At 45.8% G+C, this 18,398-nt stretch carries 18 protein-coding genes; 5 read left to right on the top strand and 13 right to left on the bottom strand.

Going from position 1 to position 18,398, the window contains the following annotated elements; genetic code table 11:
• Positions 1-187 precede the first annotated feature (187 nt).
• The 3 genes from MHM87_RS17675 (at position 188) to galE (ending at position 3,130) form a co-directional block, all read left to right on the top strand.
• A complete protein-coding gene (locus MHM87_RS17675; RefSeq protein ID WP_239260431.1) occupies positions 188-1,708 on the top strand; it encodes a peptide MFS transporter in 1,521 nt (506 codons plus the stop codon).
• A 100-nt stretch (positions 1,709-1,808) separates the two neighbouring features.
• Entirely contained in the window at positions 1,809-2,111 is a 303-nt protein-coding gene (locus tag MHM87_RS17670) for a DUF6170 family protein (RefSeq protein WP_014975838.1), read from the top strand.
• Entirely contained in the window at positions 2,108-3,130 is a 1,023-nt protein-coding gene (gene galE, locus MHM87_RS17665) for a UDP-glucose 4-epimerase GalE (protein WP_239260429.1), read from the top strand. The genes MHM87_RS17670 and galE overlap by 4 nt, the downstream gene beginning before the upstream one ends.
• Positions 3,131-3,297: 167 nt before the next feature.
• On the opposite strand, the gene MHM87_RS17660 is transcribed toward galE, so the two are convergent.
• From MHM87_RS17660 to ccmA, 10 genes are all read right to left on the bottom strand, one after another.
• Complete coding sequence (locus MHM87_RS17660; protein ID WP_239260427.1) at positions 3,298-4,260, bottom strand: VacJ family lipoprotein; 963 nt, start codon at positions 4,258-4,260, stop codon at positions 3,298-3,300.
• A gap of 2 nt (positions 4,261-4,262) precedes the next feature.
• Positions 4,263-5,552, bottom strand: a complete 1,290-nt coding sequence (gene ccmI, locus MHM87_RS17655) for a c-type cytochrome biogenesis protein CcmI (RefSeq protein WP_239260425.1) — start codon at positions 5,550-5,552, stop codon at positions 4,263-4,265.
• Positions 5,549-6,040, bottom strand: a complete 492-nt coding sequence (locus MHM87_RS17650; RefSeq protein WP_239260423.1) for a cytochrome c-type biogenesis protein — start codon at positions 6,038-6,040, stop codon at positions 5,549-5,551. Before MHM87_RS17650 ends, ccmI begins: the two co-directional genes overlap by 4 nt.
• Before the next feature lie 2 nt (positions 6,041-6,042).
• Positions 6,043-6,744 (bottom strand): redoxin family protein, encoded by a 702-nt coding sequence (locus tag MHM87_RS17645; protein ID WP_239260421.1) that lies wholly within the window; start codon positions 6,742-6,744, stop codon positions 6,043-6,045.
• Positions 6,744-8,801, bottom strand: coding sequence for a heme lyase CcmF/NrfE family subunit (locus MHM87_RS17640; protein WP_202941061.1), 2,058 nt, complete (start codon positions 8,799-8,801; stop codon positions 6,744-6,746). The genes MHM87_RS17645 and MHM87_RS17640 overlap by 1 nt, the downstream gene beginning before the upstream one ends.
• Positions 8,802-8,804: 3 nt before the next feature.
• Positions 8,805-9,299: a cytochrome c maturation protein CcmE gene (gene ccmE / locus MHM87_RS17635; protein WP_039223316.1), complete on the bottom strand. Its 495-nt coding sequence runs from the start codon at positions 9,297-9,299 to the stop codon at positions 8,805-8,807.
• Positions 9,300-9,373: 74 nt separating this feature from the next.
• On the bottom strand, positions 9,374-9,583 hold the full coding sequence (ccmD, locus tag MHM87_RS17630) for a heme exporter protein CcmD (protein WP_014975830.1): 210 nt from the start codon (positions 9,581-9,583) through the stop codon (positions 9,374-9,376).
• 1 nt (position 9,584) lies between these two features.
• Positions 9,585-10,376, bottom strand: coding sequence for a heme ABC transporter permease (locus MHM87_RS17625; protein ID WP_014948513.1), 792 nt, complete (start codon positions 10,374-10,376; stop codon positions 9,585-9,587).
• Positions 10,376-11,041 carry a heme exporter protein CcmB gene (gene ccmB, locus MHM87_RS17620; RefSeq protein ID WP_069943849.1) on the bottom strand — a complete coding sequence of 222 codons (666 nt, stop codon included), beginning with the start codon at positions 11,039-11,041 and terminating at the stop codon, positions 10,376-10,378. The genes MHM87_RS17625 and ccmB overlap by 1 nt, the downstream gene beginning before the upstream one ends.
• The gene (ccmA, locus tag MHM87_RS17615; RefSeq protein WP_049585958.1) at positions 11,041-11,664 is read right to left on the bottom strand and encodes a cytochrome c biogenesis heme-transporting ATPase CcmA; all 624 of its coding nucleotides are present in this window, start codon (positions 11,662-11,664) and stop codon (positions 11,041-11,043) included. The genes ccmB and ccmA overlap by 1 nt, the downstream gene beginning before the upstream one ends.
• Before the next feature lie 280 nt (positions 11,665-11,944).
• On the opposite strand from ccmA, the gene MHM87_RS17610 reads away from it, so the two are divergent.
• Together MHM87_RS17610 and MHM87_RS17605 are read left to right on the top strand one after the other, a co-directional pair.
• Entirely contained in the window at positions 11,945-14,542 is a 2,598-nt protein-coding gene (locus MHM87_RS17610; protein ID WP_239260419.1) for a flagellar hook-length control protein FliK, read from the top strand.
• 11 nt (positions 14,543-14,553) lie between these two features.
• Positions 14,554-14,871, top strand: a complete 318-nt coding sequence (locus MHM87_RS17605; protein WP_239260417.1) for an EscU/YscU/HrcU family type III secretion system export apparatus switch protein — start codon at positions 14,554-14,556, stop codon at positions 14,869-14,871.
• Between the two features lie 152 nt (positions 14,872-15,023).
• On the opposite strand, the gene MHM87_RS17600 is transcribed toward MHM87_RS17605, so the two are convergent.
• The 3 genes from MHM87_RS17600 to recA all read right to left on the bottom strand — a co-directional run bounded on the left by MHM87_RS17600 (position 15,024) and on the right by recA (position 18,388).
• Positions 15,024-16,220, bottom strand: coding sequence for an ABC transporter permease (locus MHM87_RS17600; RefSeq protein ID WP_239260415.1), 1,197 nt, complete (start codon positions 16,218-16,220; stop codon positions 15,024-15,026).
• A complete protein-coding gene (locus tag MHM87_RS17595; protein WP_239260413.1) occupies positions 16,204-17,025 on the bottom strand; it encodes an ATP-binding cassette domain-containing protein in 822 nt (273 codons plus the stop codon). Before MHM87_RS17595 ends, MHM87_RS17600 begins: the two co-directional genes overlap by 17 nt.
• 316 nt (positions 17,026-17,341) lie before the next feature.
• Positions 17,342-18,388, bottom strand: coding sequence for a recombinase RecA (recA, locus tag MHM87_RS17590; RefSeq protein WP_014948506.1), 1,047 nt, complete (start codon positions 18,386-18,388; stop codon positions 17,342-17,344).
• Positions 18,389-18,398 lie beyond the last annotated feature (10 nt).

The raw sequence follows: 18,398 nt of genomic DNA, 5'->3' as shown, positions 1-18,398 counted from the left end.
TAATCGACTAAGTCGCTCAAGACTTAGTCGGTTGACACAGCTTTAATGAAGTTTGTCGCCCAAATCTTGTGTCTTTAAGCAAGCTCTAGTATAAGAAGCTATCCGCCTTACGGACTACTATCAAAGAGCCTATCCTATAAGTGCTCTACAATAACAACCATAAGCAATATGGAATTAAAATATAATTATGAAACCATCTAACGATACTAGCTTTTTCGGCCATCCAGGGGGCCTAAGAACGCTATTCTTTACAGAAATGTGGGAGCGCATGAGTTATTACGGAATGCGCGCGCTACTCGTTCTTTTCATGACCGCGAGCTTACAGACACAAGGCTTAGGTTTTACTGTTGCAACCGCTGGCGCTATCTACGGCCTATACACAGGTGCGGTATATTTCCTAGGTTTACCGGGCGGCTGGTTAGCGGACCGCTTAATTGGTGGTAAGAATGCCGTATGGTACGGGGGTATTATTATCTTCGCAGGCCACGTGGTACTCGCCATAGATTTGCAAAACCTTTTCTTCGTTGGCCTTATCCTTGTTGCTTCAGGTACTGGCTTACTTAAACCTAACATTTCAGCAATGGTTGGCCAGCAATATGGTGACGACGACGGCCGTCGTGACAGTGGTTATGCGCTGTATTACATGGGCATTAACATCGGTTCACTCATCGCCTACCTAGTTACCGGTTATTTACAGGAAAACTGGGGCTGGCACTATGCATTTGGTGCAGCTGCCATCGGTATGGCAATCGGCCTAATTCAATATTACTTCAGCAACCGTTCGTTATCGGCTGATTCTGTTTCTCCTGCAAATCCATATCAAGGTGCGGCTAAACAGCGCGCATGGATGGGCGTATGGGCAGTGATTGCACTTGCTGTTGTGGTAATTGTGCTTGCGCACATGGGCACTATCGTTATTGAGCCTGTAGCTCTTGCTCAACAAGTTGCCGTTGTATTTACCATTATTTTCTTCGCTTACTTTGGTTTTATTTATTTCAAAGGTCAGCTAAGCGACAACGAGAAGAAGCGTATGTGGGCGTTGTTCTTAGTGTGTGTTGCTTCAGCGTGTTTCTGGTCTGGTTTCGAACAAGCTGGCTCTTCACTCAACTTATTCGCTCAGAACTACACCGACCGCGTACTTGAAAGCGGCTCGCTACTTACCTCTTGGTTTGGGATGGACGCTATCCCAACGGTATGGTTCCAGCTTTCAAACTCGCTATTTATCATTATTTTGTCGCCTTTCTTCGCTGCTCTTTGGATTAACCTTGCTAAGAAAATGATTGACCCGTCGTACACGATTAAGTGTGCCGTAGGTATCGTTATTATGGCGTCGGGCTTCTTGGTAATGTTTATGGCGTCGCAATATGCTGCACAAGGCCTTAAAGTTGCGCCTATGTGGTTGGTTACTACGTACTTCTTACACACTGTTGGTGAGCTGTGCCTAAGCCCAGTTGCACTAAGTGCAGTAAGTAAGCTATCGCCTAAGCGTTTCGCAGGGCAAATGATGGGGGTATTCGTACTGACTTACTCTATTGGTAACATCATTGCTGGCTTACTTTCAGGTAACTTCGACCCAGAAAACGTAGAGCAGATGCCAGACCTGTATCTTCAGATTGCCCTATTTAGCATTGCCATTGCCATCGTGATTGGTTTAATGAGCTTTAAATCTCGTTTCTGGGAAAAAGCAGGCATTGAACAAAAAGCGTAATTTATTGTTAGCATGTTTTAAGTGCTGACCAATTACCCTACAATAACCGCCGCAACGTAACGTTCCGGCGGTTTTTTATTAAGGGCATTTGCATAAACCTATGAAGTTTTATTTTTCTACCAGAGACATTCCTGCCTTAAAAGGTCTTCCACTGACAGAGCGCGTTAAGTTGCTTGATCAGGCCGCAAAGCGGCTATCTGTCCCTGAGAAGACTTTACTGAATGTGCTAAAGTTACTCGTCATTGTCCCCGTATTCGCATTTATTCTTCAAACCGCGTCAAATTGGACCTCGTTACTGTGGGCTTTTGTGGTATTTTTAATTTATCCATTGGTTGTAAAACCTATTCAATATTCCATCTGCGCTAAATACATTGCGCAACCGTCTAGCAAGGAGAATGCATGAAGACCATCTTAGTCACTGGTGGTGCAGGCTATATAGGTAGTCACACAGTTTTACAGTTACTTGAACAAAACTACGGTGTTGTAGTGCTGGATAACCTTGCAAACGCAAGTGCTGAATCACTTCGTCGCGTAGAAGCGTTAACAGGCAAGTCGGTTACGTTTGTTCAAGGTGACATTCGCGATACCGCCGTGTTAGATGACATATTCAGCGAGCATAACATTTATGCCGTTATTCACTTTGCCGGTTTAAAAGCCGTCGGCGAGTCTGTGCAAAAGCCACTTTCATACTATGAAAACAACGTGTACGGCACGCTAACGCTATGTAAAGCTATGCAGAAGCACAATATAAAAAATATTGTGTTTAGCTCATCTGCAACGGTTTACGGCGATCCAGCATCGCTACCGCTACGTGAAGATATGGCCACAGGCCACCCGACAAACCCTTATGGTATGTCGAAGCTTATGGTTGAACATATGCTTAGCGATCTTTACGTATCGGACAACGAGTGGAACATTGTATTGCTTCGCTACTTCAATCCCGTTGGCGCACACGAATCTGGCCAGATCGGTGAAGATCCGAACGGTATTCCGAACAACTTAATGCCCTATATCTCTCAGGTTGCTACCGGTAAGCTAGAGCAGCTAAGCGTGTTCGGTGACGACTACGATACCGTTGATGGCACAGGCGTTCGCGACTATATCCATGTTGTTGACCTTGCCAATGGTCACTTGAAAGCACTTGATCGTTTAAACCTTAACATGGGCTTAGACAAATACAATCTGGGTACAGGTCAGGGCTATTCAGTCATCGAAATGATCAAAGCTTTCGAAAAAGGCTCGGGTAGAACCGTATCCTATAAGATTGCACCGCGCAGAAGCGGCGATGTGGCAGCCTGTTATGCCGACCCAACAAAAGCTGCTACGGAGCTTAACTGGCATGCAGAAAAAGGCTTGGAAGACATGTGTGCCGACACATGGAATTGGCAGTCGCAAAACCCAATGGGCTATCCAAAGGACTAGTTTTGCATCTGAACGCTGCCGATAGGTCTGTTCAACTTTCCAGAACTAAAAAGCCATGCTGTTGAGCATGGCTTTTTTTATGCGGCGCATATATGGCTGGAGTGACGTTGAACGTGAGATTAGATAATAATAACTAAACCCTGCCCCGAACTTTATCCAACATCGTTTTATTTATTACTCTTTCTCTGTTTGCCGTCTTCCGACTTGGCGTCTTTTTCTTTTAGCTTCGCTTTCTCACTGTCTTCAGCTGACGCATCTTCTGAATCTGTAGACTCTTCGACTGTTTCTTCTGACGCTTCTTCATAGCTATCAAAGTCATTGCCTTCCAACATCGCTTCAAAATCAGCGAAGTCGTCTAGCTGCTCATCATCAATGGCTTTATCGCCGCTTTTACCGTCAGTAACACGAAATTCTAGATTCTCAAAATAAGCATTTTTCACAAAAGCATAGTCATCAACAGACTGCTCTAGCTGCGCTTCTTGATCAAGTAATTGGGCTCTTGTTTCAAGTACCGAAATACCAATACGCGCTAAGTTTACAGAACCTTCAAGTAACGACATTGGAAATGCAAAACCGTCGACATAATCACCGGTAAAGCTTCGCGGATCACTTGGGCCTAAAAACGGCAGCATTAAGAAAGGTCCGGTATCTAATCCCCACACAGCCAGAGTTTCACCAAACTGCTCACGTTTGCGCTCAATACCAATTTTAGACGCAACATCAAACGTGCCAACTAACCCTACCGTGGTGTTAATTAAAAAACGAGCCAAGCTATCTAAGCCATCATCAACCTTACCTTGAAACATATTATTCAAAAAGTTCGCAGGCTCTTGTAGATTGTCCGTGATGTTCACCAAACCAGTTCGCGCAGGCTGAGGCATTACCGTCACGTAAGTAACCGTTATTGGGCGTAAAATGTAGGCATCCAACACATCCCAGTTAAAATCCCAGATTTCACGGTTAACCGGCTCGAACGGGTCGCGGGGGTCTGAAGTATCCACTACAGCCGCGCTCGCCCCAGTGTCTTGAGAATACGCTTGAGCCTGATCTTGAGTATGGTTACTCGCACAGCCACCTAAAAGACTTGCGGCAATAATCAACCCAGTTGCGAGTGACTTAGACAGTTCCATACTTATAATTCCTTATCAATAATAACGCTTAGTGAAGATATTTCGTTGGCAGTAACGCTTGCACTCACACTGCCTTGCCATTCGCCTTTCGAAACAGCCACATTACCATCATTAGATATCCTTGCGGTAACCACCACATCAGAAAGCGTGGCTAGCGTAAATTGTGGCATCATTGCGTTCTCCGTGGTTAGAGTAACAGAAACGGGAAAGTCATCTATGGGCAGTTTAACTACAGCAGCGGGCATTTTGTTGTCAGAGCTTGCGTCTTGAGCGAAAACTATCAGAAAACCCTCTTTAGGCGCTTTTGTGTAAGCCTCGTCAGATAAATTTACCGTAATATTAAAGCCGGTTTGTGCTTCGCTGCTATCACTTTGAGCTGTTGACACATTCGCAGGCTCAATTCCCGTATTTTGTAGCGCTGCCATTTCATTGGTATTCCCTTTTAGCTCTTTTATACGCGCAACTAAACGCTGCGCCATGTCGCTATCTGCTGGTAACTTACCTTCAACTTGCTTATAAAAACGCTGAGTATTTTCAAGATCGCCAAGTTGAGCAGAGACCACCGCCATCATCAGCGCAAGATTATCATTCTCTGGATTGTCGTTTAGCAAGCCCAACAAGATAGATTGCGCACGTTCCAGATTATTTACATCCCCTGTGGTCATCAAGGCTTGAGCAAGCGTAATGCGATTAGCTGAATTAGACGGCGCCAAACTCACCGCTTTATCAATAGCTTCAATGGCCTGCACTTCTTGACCAATACTCAGCATCAATCTGCCAAAATACATCCATCCCGTGTCGTCTTCGGGCTCTTCTCTCAAACGCTGGCGTATAGCAAGAGCAAGGCTAGCAATGTCTTGTTGGGTCAGGTTATTCGCATTACCGCTGGCAAGCTGTTGACTCAATTCGGGCAACGCTTCAATAGCTTGGCTTGCCTGGGTAACACGACCCATTTGGTTTACCTGCGCATATACAATCACTCCACAGGCTATCGCAAGCACGGCGCCAATCGCGAGCGGAAGTTTTGCATTACCCGTTTTATGAGATTGAAATGCGCTTTCATCTACCAGCGCTAGTTTTAGTTCATCAATGGCTTGGCGCTTATCGTGCTCGCTGATGAGGCCTTCTTGTACTTCACGGTCAAGTTCAGCAAGACGCTGCTTAACAATTTGCGTATTGCTCAAACTGTCTTGTTTTGCGTGGTTTTTATTACGCAGCCATGGGAAAGCAACAATTAATAGAACAAGCGTAATTAAGCCTGAAACAATGATATAAAACTCAGACCAACTCATTCTTTCTCTCGCTCCAACATTTCATCTGCTTTAGCTAACTTAGCAGCCATATCTTCTGGTGGTGTTACCGATTTGCGGCGAACCACCACAATCAGGGCAATTAAAATAAACAAGACTGGACCGGCCCAAAGCCACAAGGTCGCAGCCGTAACCGGCGGTTGATAATGCACAAAATCGCCATAGCGCGACTTCATAAAATCAATCACCTCCTGCTCTGTTTTGCCTTGTTTTAACAACGCGTAAACTTTTCGGCGCATGTCATGGGCAATCATGGCGTCGCTATCAGCAATATTCTGGTTTTGACACATAGGGCAGCGTAATTCGGCGGTAAGCTTTAAAAAGCTCTCACGCTGAGCAGGCGTATCGAAAGAGAACTTATCTTCTGCCGCACTTATCGAAAAAGCGCTAAGCACAATCAGCAGCGTAAAAACGCTTAGCATAGTGGCTTTAAAGAACGCGAGACCGTGGGAGGAAGTGTCCGATAACATAATTATTCCCCTCCCTGTGCAATTGCAGTGCTCTGATTATTCTTTTCATTAAGCGTGTTCGACAATGTAGGCTCTGAGCCCATAACTGCATCCACATCTACCTTTTTATCATTGCCTGTTTTGCCAGACGCTTCTGCCACCAGCTTGTTGTATAGCGGGCCAACTTTGGAGTTCCAAACACGCTCGTTAATATCGCCTATGTGGTGCATGCGAATAATGCCTTCGGCGTCGATAACAAAGTGCTCAGGCGCTCCTGTTACGCCAAGGTCGAGCGACGTATCGCGATAGACATCAAAAATATTATACGCGTAAGGGTTACCGTAACGGCTGAGCATGTCGGTAACTTCTTGCTGAACACGGCTCAGTGTTTTTGTGCCAAAGTCTGGGTCTAAGTCCTGATCAAAATACAAACCCACAATGTAAACGTTTTGTTCGTTCTTTAGCTGAGTTAGGTACGGCATCTCAACAGCGCAGGTCACGCACCATACACCCCATACATTTAATATGGTTACCTTGCCCTTTAAATCTTCAGGCGTATAGGTCACCTCTGGCTTCATCAGGTCTGGCAGAGAGAATACAGGTAACGTCTTATCCTGAACCTGAGAATCTAACTCTCTGGGGTCAGAAAAAAGCCCTTTAAACAGAAAAATGACCAGCAAAGAAAACAACACTAACGGAATAGCAACGAGTGGTGCTTTTTTCATTATGCGCCTCCTTTCACTGACGTATTTGATGGAGTGGATACTTGACCATGAGATTGCTCTGCGTCGTTCTCACTTTTCCCACCAAATACACGTTTGATCTTCTTAACCTTAGCCATGCGGTAACGTTTGTCGCTAATAGAAAAAATACCGCCTATAGCCATAACCACTGCACCCGCCCATAGCCAGATAACAAACGGTTTAATGTAAATACGGATGGCCCATGCGCCATTGTCCAAAGGCTCACCCATAGCGATAAACAAATCCCTTGCGAGATTTGAGTGAATAGCGGCTTCAGTCATCGGCATACGCTGTACGATATACAAGCGCTTCTCAGGCTCTAGGTGCGCGATTAATTCTCCGTTTTGATAAACGTCGAATACGCCTTTGTCCGCCTCAAAGTTCGGGCCTTGAACTTTGACGACATCCCTAAAGCTAAAGTCATAGCCGCCAAGAGAAACGGTATCGCCAATGTCCATGCGAACATCGCGCTCCATTTCATAGTTTGAAACAAGGGTAATGCCGATAATGCAGATAGCAAAACCCACATGGCCCAGCACCATTCCCCAGTGACTTGGCGTAAGCTTGCGAAGTTTAGATAGTACCGAAGCATTGTCACTGTTACTTGATGGCATTGCCGATAGACGCTGCATCACCTCTTGCACCGTAGTGACTAGGATCCAAAACACCAACACCATGCCTAAAACGCCCATATAAGTTGGTTCATCATAGGCAAAGTTAACTAGTACACCGGCACTTAGCGCAATACCGCCAGCGATTAATAACTGTTTTTGTAATTCACTGGCTTTTTGCTGTTTCCAGCGCGTAAGCGGGCCAAGACCTAGCATTAGTACGAATGGCACAATCAATAACGTGAACATTTGATTGAAGAACGGGGCGCCTACCGAAATACTGCCTAGGCCTAACTCTTTATGTACAAGAGGCAGTAGGGTACCCAACAATACAACCAGCGTTGCTGCGCACAAAAATACATTGTTACCCATTAACAACACTTCACGGGAAAATGCTTGATAGCGGCCAGGGCTTTTAAGTGAAGCAGCACGCATAGCGTAAAGCAGCAATCCAAAGCCACTAAGTACAATCAATATTCCCAGTATAAATAAGCCTCGGGTAGGATCGCTTGCAAACGAGTGTACCGAAACAATCACTCCAGAACGTACTAAGAAGGTACCAAGTAAACTCAAACTAAATGCGGCAATAGCCAGCAGTACGGTCCACGACTTAAACGCCTTTCGCTTTTCGGTTACGGCTAGCGAGTGCATAAGTGCAGTACCGACCAGCCAAGGCATGAAAGAGGCGTTCTCGACTGGATCCCAGAACCACCAGCCACCCCAGCCAAGTTCGTAATACGCCCACCAGCTACCCAGCGCAATACCCACGGTGAGAAACGCCCAGGCAGAGATAACCCAAGGCCTTGACCAGCGTGCCCACGTTGAGTCTAGCTGCCCTGAAATTAGTGCTGAAATTGCAAAAGCAAACGCGACAGAAAAGCCAACATAACCCATGTAAAGCATAGGCGGGTGAATGATCATGCCAAAATCTTGCAGCAGCGGATTAAGATCTCGCCCATCGACCGGGAAAAATGGCAGCATGCTGTTAAACGGGTTTGAGGTAAGCAGCATGAATAAGTAAAAACCGATGCCCACCATTCCCAATACCGACAGCACCCGTGCGACCATAGCAAGAGGAATACCCTTGCTGAATATCGCCACTGCTACTGTCCATATGGAAAGCATCAGCACCCACAGCAGAAATGAGCCTTCGTGGCCGCCCCACACAGCGGTAATTTTATAATAGATAGGAAGTCGACTATTTGAGTGCTGGGCAACATAGGCCACACTAAAGTCGTCGGTTACAAAGGCATAGGTTAAGCATACATAGGCAATAAGCGTGAAGGTAAATAAGCCTATCGCCAGCGGTTTGGCCGTTGCCATTAACGCTTCGTGCTGACGGTGAGCGCCCCATAGCGGATAAACGGCCAACAATATAGAGAGCACTAGCGCAAGCGTCAGCGCAATATTTCCAATCTCGGGCACCATTATTTACTTGCCTCCGCTGCCGGTAGTCGACTCGTAGGATGGCATATTTTCAGGTTTAACGTGCTTAATGCCCTTCATTTTTTCAGCTAGCTCAGGCGGCATGTATTCTTCATCGTGCTTAGCCAGCACTTCCTGCGCTTTAATGTTGCTCGCGCCAGTGAGTACACCCGTCGCTACAATGCCCTGACCTTCGCGGAATAAATCAGGAAGGATGCCGGTGTAAGTCACAGTCACCGTTGGGCCGGTATCGATAAGGTCAAAGCTCACCGCTAAGCTTTCTTGATCCCTTTTCACACTACCAGGTACCACCATACCGCCTATACGAAGACGCTGGCCAACCTGCGGTTTCTGTCCGTTTTTACCTTCAATGATCTCGCTCGGCGTATAAAAAAGATCAATACTGTCGTTAAGCGCGTAAAGCATCAGTCCAATTGCACTTACTATTAAAAAACCGATAATTCCCACTACGGCTAGTCGCTGCTTTCGTCTCGGGTTCATGCAACTCTCACTTCGAAAAAACTAATAAACAATAAAAACGCAAATGAATGCTAAGTTCACTTTTCATATTAACACTAGGTGTTGTCTTGCTGTTGCTGTCGCGCTTTTTTAATACGCGCTTTGCGTTCTTTTTCCACCACTACCTGCTTTAACAGGTCGCGATGTTTACTAAAACTCTGAATAGCGATAATGCCCATTGCTAAGAACGTAACGCCAAACGAAAGCCATACATAAAATGCATAGCCTCCCATATTTAAAAAATCGGCAAAGGATTCAAACTGCATCTTAACTGCCCTCTTTTAAACTAGCAGTAGCCGCATCACCAGGTTGTTGATTTAATGCTTTATTCATTGCTAGCGCTTGTACCCAAGGTCGGTGCATTTCTCTAAGCACAATCTCATTACGTAATCGTACAGTGGTCACAGCCCCAATAAAAAAAGCGAAGCCCAGCAGGTTAATTAACAACGGCCACAGCATTTCAGGGGCAATCGAAGGGTTGTCGAATTTACTGATAGTCGCCCCTTGATGCAACGTATTCCACCACTCTACCGAGTAGTGAATAATGGGAATATTTACAACGCCCACCAGCGCCATTACGCCTGCGGCTTTACCCGCCTGTTGCTTATCTTCAAAAGCACCGTAGAGCGCAATCACGCCCATGTACAAGAAAAGCAGAATAAGTTCTGATGTTAGGCGTGCGTCCCATACCCACCAAGCGCCCCACATTGGTTTACCCCAAGCGGCGCCGGTGAACAGAGCAATAAACGTCATTACTGCGCCGATAGGCGCCATAGCAATCATGCTCATATAAGCGGTGCGCCACTGCCAAACCATACCCACCAAGGCCGCAATCGCCATGGCCACATAGGTGCCCATAGACAAAATGGCGCTAGGTACGTGGATATAGATGATTCTAAATGAATCGCCCTGCTGATAATCTTGAGGCGCAAAGGCCAGCCCCCACACGGTGCCTACGCTTAAACACGCTAGAGCGCCAACCCAAAACCAAGGCTGTAAAGTTAAACAAAGCTGATAGGCTCGCTCTGTTTTTGCGTAGGGATGTAACCACTTCCACATTAGTTTTGACTCACTTTTAAAGAATATGCGATGGCAAACGGTGCCAATGCCGCAGCCAATAAAAGCATGGCGGCAATAATAGCAAGTTGCGCATGATAAGGTAATTGCAGTGCGGCAGAATCCACAGCCGACGTGGCAAATATCAGTAACGGAATAAAGACAGGGATTAGTAGCAGTGCCAACAGTACTCCACCTTTTTGCAATCCAACGGTAAGCCCTACTGCAATGGCACCAATTAAGGAAAGTAACGGCGTCCCCAATATCAAGGTTAAGACAAGAGCGATATACATATCGACCGTTAAATTCAAAAACATGGCTAGTAGCGGAGACAACAGCAATAATGGTACAAAGCTAACCAGCCAATGGGCAGCCACTTTTACCGCACTCACCGCTGGTAATGGCATACCAGATAACATGTACTGCTCTAGCGCCCCGTCTTGAAAGTCATCGCGAAAAAGCCTTTCCATCGCCATGAGCGATGACAAAATTGCCGCAATCCATATTACCCCTGGTCCAATGCGTTGAAGGGTGTCGGGAGACGGACTAACGCCTAAGGGAAATAAGGTCACCACCATCAGCAAAAACATCAGAGGTTGCACTAATTCTGCTTTTTGCTTGAACGCAACCTGCATGTCGCGCTTAAAAATTCCTTGGTACAGTGACATTAAAAGCGGTACTCCAAATCGAATACACGGTGTTCCCCTGCAGTTTCTGATAGGTGTTGATGCGAAGTAGTAATGATGAGACCGCCGCGACCAACGTGCTCTTTCATACTTTTTTCAAGCATGTGAACCCCTTTTACATCAAGCGCTGTAAACGGTTCGTCCAGTATCCACACCTTTGCTGGCTTTAGCCACAGTCTCGATAGCGCCACACGACGCTGTTGACCGGCCGATAAATACCTTACGGGCACATCTTCAAGTCCAACTAATCCCACTTTCTCTAATACATCAAAAAGCGTGTTAACAGGCACCGATACATTATGTTGAGCTAGCCAGAACGATAGATTATCTAGGGCAGAGAGACTGCCGTTAGTTCCGCTTTTATGGCCAAGATAAAAAAGGTCTCGGTAGTAACCTGTCTTGTCCTCTGAAATGTCCATGCCGTTGTACAATACTGCACCTGAATCAGGTGAACTCAGTCCTGTTAATATGCGCAGCAAGCTGGTTTTCCCTGCACCGTTAGGACCGCGTAAATACAGCAACTCACCGGGTTCGACAACCAGTGAAAGCCCTTCAAAAAGGGTTCTGTCTCGTTTGCTGCAGGTTAATTCGCGCGCCTCTAACACTACCTGGCTACTCCAACCTTAAAAAGAGGTTCTAAAAAATGGCGCTAGTCTACCACATGAACGCTTTTTCGCAGTCGCGAATTCCAATTAAATATGATTTACTTCAGTGACAAAGGTATTTTTCCTGAGAGCCATCCGTCGTGAGTAAGTGTTATCCCTCCGCCTAAAGGATGAATTCTTTTGCTTCATCTTATCAACTGGTCAATAACGAAACTGCCAAACAGAGCTTTGCTATACTCAAATAAGTAAGGAAAAGCGCGACATTGCCGATATCTCAATTATGACAACACCACTATCATCTCTATTGGCAGCCGCTCTAAATCAAACAACTGGCCTGACGTCGCCTGTCTCGGCCGCTTTATCGTCTACAGATGCCGCTACTCAAGGCTCGAGTCGAGGAGCAACGCCTGTGATTGCCAACGCTGCGCTTTCGCAGGCTACCGTTTTAGACAATGCGGCGAAAGTGATAGTTGAACGCTTGCCTGAACGAGTGCTATCGATAACGATGACATCGAGTAATGCATCGTCAAATTTAGCGCCGTCGGTCGCCCAAGTATTGCACGTTGTCTTACCCGCAGAAGTTAGCGCTAAATTCTCCAAACACGCTATTCATAATGCGCAAATTGCTCTTCTGCCTCAAATTTCAGACCAGGTCTCAAACCCAGAAACGAAAAGTGTTCAAAATGCTCCGCAGAGTCAGTTAAGCGCTCAGTCTGCAATACTCCTTTCTACAAGTTTGTCTCAACAAGGCGCGTCATTGTCTGCGCCTGATAAAGCTGAATTACTGAAAGCCGTGGCACAAGCGCTTGCTGCAAATAACGCCGCCGTTACGCTTAAAGGTCAGCTTGCTATTTCTACAAAGAGCGAAAACTTTGGGCAACTCATTCTCACCACGGCTAAAAACGAGGGTGTTCCCCTTACAGACATAAACACTGAAAAGCTGGATAGCACGGCGAAAGCAGCGCTTCAAAAGCTGGTTGGCCAGCAGGTTGTTATAGGACTAAGCCGAGCTAACAACGGTGGAATCGCGCTGCAAATCTCTCAAGGTTTTTCCAATGAAAGTGCTGCCCCAAGAGCCAACCACAATAATTTCGCCGCTATAACCCATAAAAATGTAAGTACCAACTTACAGCAACAGCTAATTTCCAGCGCTCTTAAGCAAGGCGGCGTTGCAGTTGAGCGTAACTTGAGTAACCCGCCACAACTTAACGCGCTGTTACAAAGTTCAGGTGCAGACACCAGCGCGTTAAAAGTGCTTTCAGCGTTAACCTTAACGGGTAGCAAACTCTCAATTCGCACTGCGCAACAAAGCGCGTTATTACAAATAAGTTTGCCGCAGAGCAAGGCCCCTTCCCTTTCGGCTCCAACTTTGAATCTGGAGCAGGTAAATAAACTTGACCTTACACAATTACCAAAAGTGACGGCGAAAGGGCTCGATGCCGTCACGGGAAATAGCTCGCTCGAAGCCTCTTCATCCATTACAAACCTAAAAGCAGCGGCTCCCACATCGCTTAAAGGAACGGATGTACACAACGCAATTAGTACACTTTCTCGGGTATTATTGAGCCAAACAGGCAGTACGAGCCAAGCATTAAGCCAACTCGTTGCTATTGTTGAGAATGGAAAGTCACCGCCAGGCAGCGGCGCTCCTCAAGCACATGGAGCCCAGCATTTCGATAAAATTTTGCAGCACCTAAAAGGCCTTGATGCACTCAACGCGAAACCTTCGCAAGTCAAAATATCTAATGGAGCTTTTATCGGCCCGCCTAAGCCTTCCAGTGAACAACTGCTAGCAACGGCAAAAGCTTCTCTGACTGACGGAAAAGGTGTCATGTCACCCGAGACCACTGGCACGCAAGGAAAAGACAGCGGAAGTAAGCCTTCTCTTGTGTCATTTGCCTCTCTCGCACAAGCATTAAGCACACAAGCCAAAGGTTTATCGAATAGCTTACTGAGTAATATTGCTGCGCAACTAGCGGCTACACAAGGTAAAGGCGCAGAGATACCACCAGTGGTTTCAGATAGTCACGTCACTATAGCGGGTTCAAAATCAAACGAGAGCGTAGCTGGCGAGAACGTAGGCGCTGTCGGCGATGTAAAAAACGGCGCGAAAAAACTAACGCCCGATATGAACGAGCAAGGGTTGTCGCAACGCTTGCAGCATCTTATATCCTCACAGGCGCTGGTTACCACACCAATAAACTTATCCTCACCCGTAAACGCTTCCAGCTTCGTTCAAGGGCTGGTCGCCTTAGTTCAATTAGCACTAGCGGGGCGTGCCATGCAGCGTCAGCCTGGCTTAAAAACGCAAATAGATGCGCCTGACTCTATCGTTTCAAAAACGTTAGCGAATATGGGGGTAACGACTCAACCAAGTCGCGTTAGCCAAGACATGAACCAGCTAGACGGCCGACAACAGCTGCTTTCTCGACTTAAAACGCTGCTAAGTAGCCACCAGCAAAACAAAATTGCTAATGTAGATAGCCGTATTCAAGGGCAAGATAGTTTCTATTATGTATTGCCATCACTTTCACAACATCAAAGTCCACCAGAACTCTTGATAAAACGAGAGCAGGGTGGCCAAGACAATAAGCACGCACAAGCAGGCCAACGTTCTCTTTGGAATATCACGATGAAACTGGATATTGGTGACAGCGGACAAGTGTTGGCAAAATCTAAAATTGATAAAAGCACCATTACTTTAGATTTGTATGCCTCAAGCGATGAGGTACTTAAACGTATCGGAGACACCCTACCCTATTTACATAAACGTCTTACTTCCCTCGGCCTGGTTGTTGAAAACACCAGCTACCAGCGAGGCCACATTCCGGACACATTAAATTCGCGTCCTCATCAAATCTTTGAAACTAGGGTTTAGGTAAAGCGTTTATGACTGATTCGCAAAAGGCAAAACGCGCCATCGGACTAAAATATGACGGCGGCGATAAAAAAAACGCACCTAAAGTGGTAGCAAAAGGCTACGGAGATTTGGCGGAAGCCATTATAGCCATGGCTGAAGAAACCGGGATATTAATTCATGAAGACCCTTACTTAAGCGAAGTCCTTGCTACCCTTGATGTGGGGCAAGATATCCCAGAATCGCTGTATTATGTAATTGCCGAGTTGCTGGCCTATTCTTATGTCCTTCAAGGAAAAATCCCTCCCGGTTGGGAGGGAATTATCAAGCGTATCGACTTTGAAGTGTAGTAAACACAAAACTAAAGCGTATTGAACCTGCACTTCGAGTGTTGAATTGTCCACCTTGTAAAAAACCTTGATGCCACAAAGAATAAGCCCGCTTTTAGTAGGCTTATTACAAAGATGCTAAACATCCACATGGTGCTAGGTAAGCAGTTTTGTTATCTAAACAGGACCTTTTCCTTGTTAAACCAATGGATACAGAAGAAAATCAGTCCGGTTGCAATCACTGCGGTAGACGTAAATATGCCAAAGAGTGCAAAGTAGTCCATGGTACCTTTGAACAGCTCTTTCATCGCTAGGGCAACGTTAGTCAGCGGTACCCAAACCCAGCCGCCTTTAAGCTCTACACCAGGCATCATGGCTATAATTACAGGGAAAATAACCACCATAATTAACGACCCCATGTAGCTTTGCGCCTCTTTAAACGAGCGAGCATAAATTGAAAGTGATAGTAGAATAGCGGCGAAAACTGCCACCACTGGCACCAACATTAGAAAGATCAGCAGGAAGTCCACAAGACCAATCATCGACATGATCTTAACCACAAACTCAACGGCCATGCCTTGCGATAACACCAGTCCCCATATCGCCATGGAAGAAACGGTAATAAGCGCAGTAATTATCCCCGCAGTAGCGATAGTAAAGAATTTACCCAGTACCAGCTTATGACGGTCCATGGGCGATATAAGTAGTGTTTCTAATGTACCCCGCTCTTTCTCACCGGCACCTAAGTCAGCCGCTGGGGCCATAGCGCCTTGAAGGCACAAGATGAAGATGAAATATGGCAGCATACCGCCTAAGCGTTCACCCCACACTTCGCGATCGTCGGCGACATTTTGCTTTTCTATCTTGATTGGCTTTAGCAAGGCCTCTTGCTGAGTTTCATCTAAATTAAGCTGCGCAAAAGCGGTTTGTTGGAATGCATCGGTATATTCATCAATGATGTCGGATACGCGCCCCATCACCTTATTTAGACCAGCATCGTTGAGATAAAGCTCAATGTTATGCTGACCTGAACGCAAAACATCGCTATCAAAGGTTTCGGGAATAACCAAAACAAAATCTAATGTTTCGTTTTTGATGAGTTTAGCGTAGTCAGTCTCATCGCCAATCGCAACCGATTCGAATTTATCTGATGCGTCGTTAAAAGACTGAACAATTGCTGGCGCGTAAGCTTCACCAACTATCGCATATTTAAGCACTTTGTTTTCCGCTTTATCCGCCGCTGAACTCATGAAAAAGAACGCGACACCGAAAATAGCTGGGAATAATAAAAGCGGTAAACCAATCATGAATATGATGGTTTTCTTATCCCGTAATAGTTCTTTGAATTCCTTTTTAAAGATTAACCACATTACCCATCTCCTCAGAATCCATTGATAGTGTTTTTAGGAAGCTCTTATGCATTTGCCCGCCAGCCCCGGCACTACCAGACAAAGCGCTAAAGGCGGCTAGCGAATCGTTAAATACCGTTTCACCTTGGTTAATCACGGTCACCTTGTCGCAAAGGGTTTGCACCTCATCAAGGTGGTGAGTAGAGAAAATAACCGGGGTACCTTTATCTTTAAGGCGCTGAATAAATTCCATCACGGTACTCGTTGCCATAATATCAAGGCCGGTTGTGGGTTCATCAAGCACCACTAGTTCAGGCTCGTGTATAACGGCGCGAGCAATAGAAACTTTTTGCTTCATCCCTGATGAGAAATTCTCGGCACGTCTATCAAGGAAGGTTTGCATATCGAGTAAATCAGCCAACTCTTCAATACGCGCGTTAATCACATTTTTTGGAATACCGTGCAACTCACCGAAGTAGCTAATATTCTCTCGGCCACTCAAACGACCATATAGGCCCGTGGAGCTAGATAAAAAGCCAATTTTTTTACGGGCAATATTAGGGTTAGAAAGCACATCCTCACCACCAATGATAACTTTTCCGCTATCAGGCTTTAGTGCTGTTGAAAGCATGCGAAGTGTAGTTGTTTTGCCAGCTCCATTTGGCCCTAACAGCCCAAGTACCTGTCCTTTTTCGCACGTAAACGACACATCCCTTACCGACTGGAAATAGCGCCCTTTTAATCGCGGGTCCTTTTTTTCCTGTTCGCTAAGCTTTTTTGGGTTCTCCACCTCAAAACGCTTAGCAAGGCCTGATATTTCAATCATTTCCCTTCCCTCTTCTCACGTGTGAACAGCAGCACCGTTCATTATTGTTGTAGGCTTGCTTTGCTGTAGCCGCAAATTATGCCGTTCTATTTGTTTAAAGTTGTTTTAGCGTACTAACCAGCTTTGGCAGTAATGGCCATTGCACCCTAGTAGTCTGTACTTACAAATATTTATTACAGCATTCCTTGTTTTTATTTGTTGTACAAGTTTCAGCCTTGCATTAAGTGTTAGTAAATATTTCTTAATATACCCTTTGATGAAGCCATAAAAAAACCCACCTAGCGGTGGGTTCTTAATATGCGGTTAAGCGCTAATTTTACTCAGGAAGCACATCGTCTTCTTGCTGAGGTACCGCTTCCTCTGCTTTCATTGTTTTAGAAAGCAAAAGTTCTTGGCGGATCTTAGTTTCAATCTCGTTTGCGATCTCAGGGTTCTCTTTCAAGAACTTCATTACGTTCGCTTTACCTTGACCAATGCGGTCGCCCTTGTAGCTATACCAAGCACCCGCTTTATCAACTAGCTTTTGCTTAACACCAAGGTCGATAAGCTCAGCTTCTTTGCTGATACCTTCGCCGTAGCGGATCATAAATTCAGCTTGCTTAAACGGAGGTGCAACTTTGTTCTTCACTACCTTAACGCGAGTTTCGTTACCAACTACCTCGTCGCCTTCTTTCACTGCACCAATACGGCGAATGTCTAGACGAACAGAAGAGTAGAACTTAAGCGCGTTACCACCGGTTGTAGTTTCTGGGTTACCAAACATAACACCAATCTTCATACGAATTTGGTTAATGAAGATACACAGTGTATTTGAACGCTTGATGTTTGCAGTTAGCTTACGCAACGCTTGCGACATTAGGCGCGCCTGAAGACCAACGTGAGAATCACCCATGTCACCTTCAATTTCAGCTTTAGGTGTAAGCGCTGCTACCGAGTCAACAATAACAACATCTACCGCACCTGAACGTACAAGCATGTCGCAAATTTCTAGCGCTTGCTCACCAGTATCGGGCTGAGATACCAATAGTTCGTCGATGTTTACGCCAAGTTTTTCAGCATATACCGGGTCTAGGGCGTGTTCAGCATCAACGAAAGCACAGGTTTTACCCTTGCGCTGCGCTTCAGCAATAACTTGAAGTGTTAGCGTGGTTTTACCTGATGATTCTGGCCCGTAGATTTCAACAACTCGTCCACATGGCAAGCCGCCTATACCTAGAGCGATATCAATGGTAAGTGAGCCAGTAGAAATCGCTTCAATATCCATGGCTTGGTTATCGCCTAAACGCATGATAGCGCCTTTACCAAATTGCTTTTCAATTTGGCCAACTGCGGCGGTTAAAGCTTTTGATTTGTTATCGTCCACGTATGTATCC

The sequence above is a fragment of the Alteromonas sp. Cnat3-28 genome (assembly GCF_022348265.1).
GTDB classification, from domain to species: Bacteria; Pseudomonadota; Gammaproteobacteria; order Enterobacterales; family Alteromonadaceae; genus Alteromonas; species Alteromonas macleodii.
This window is presented reverse-complemented; position numbering and strand designations above follow the sequence as displayed.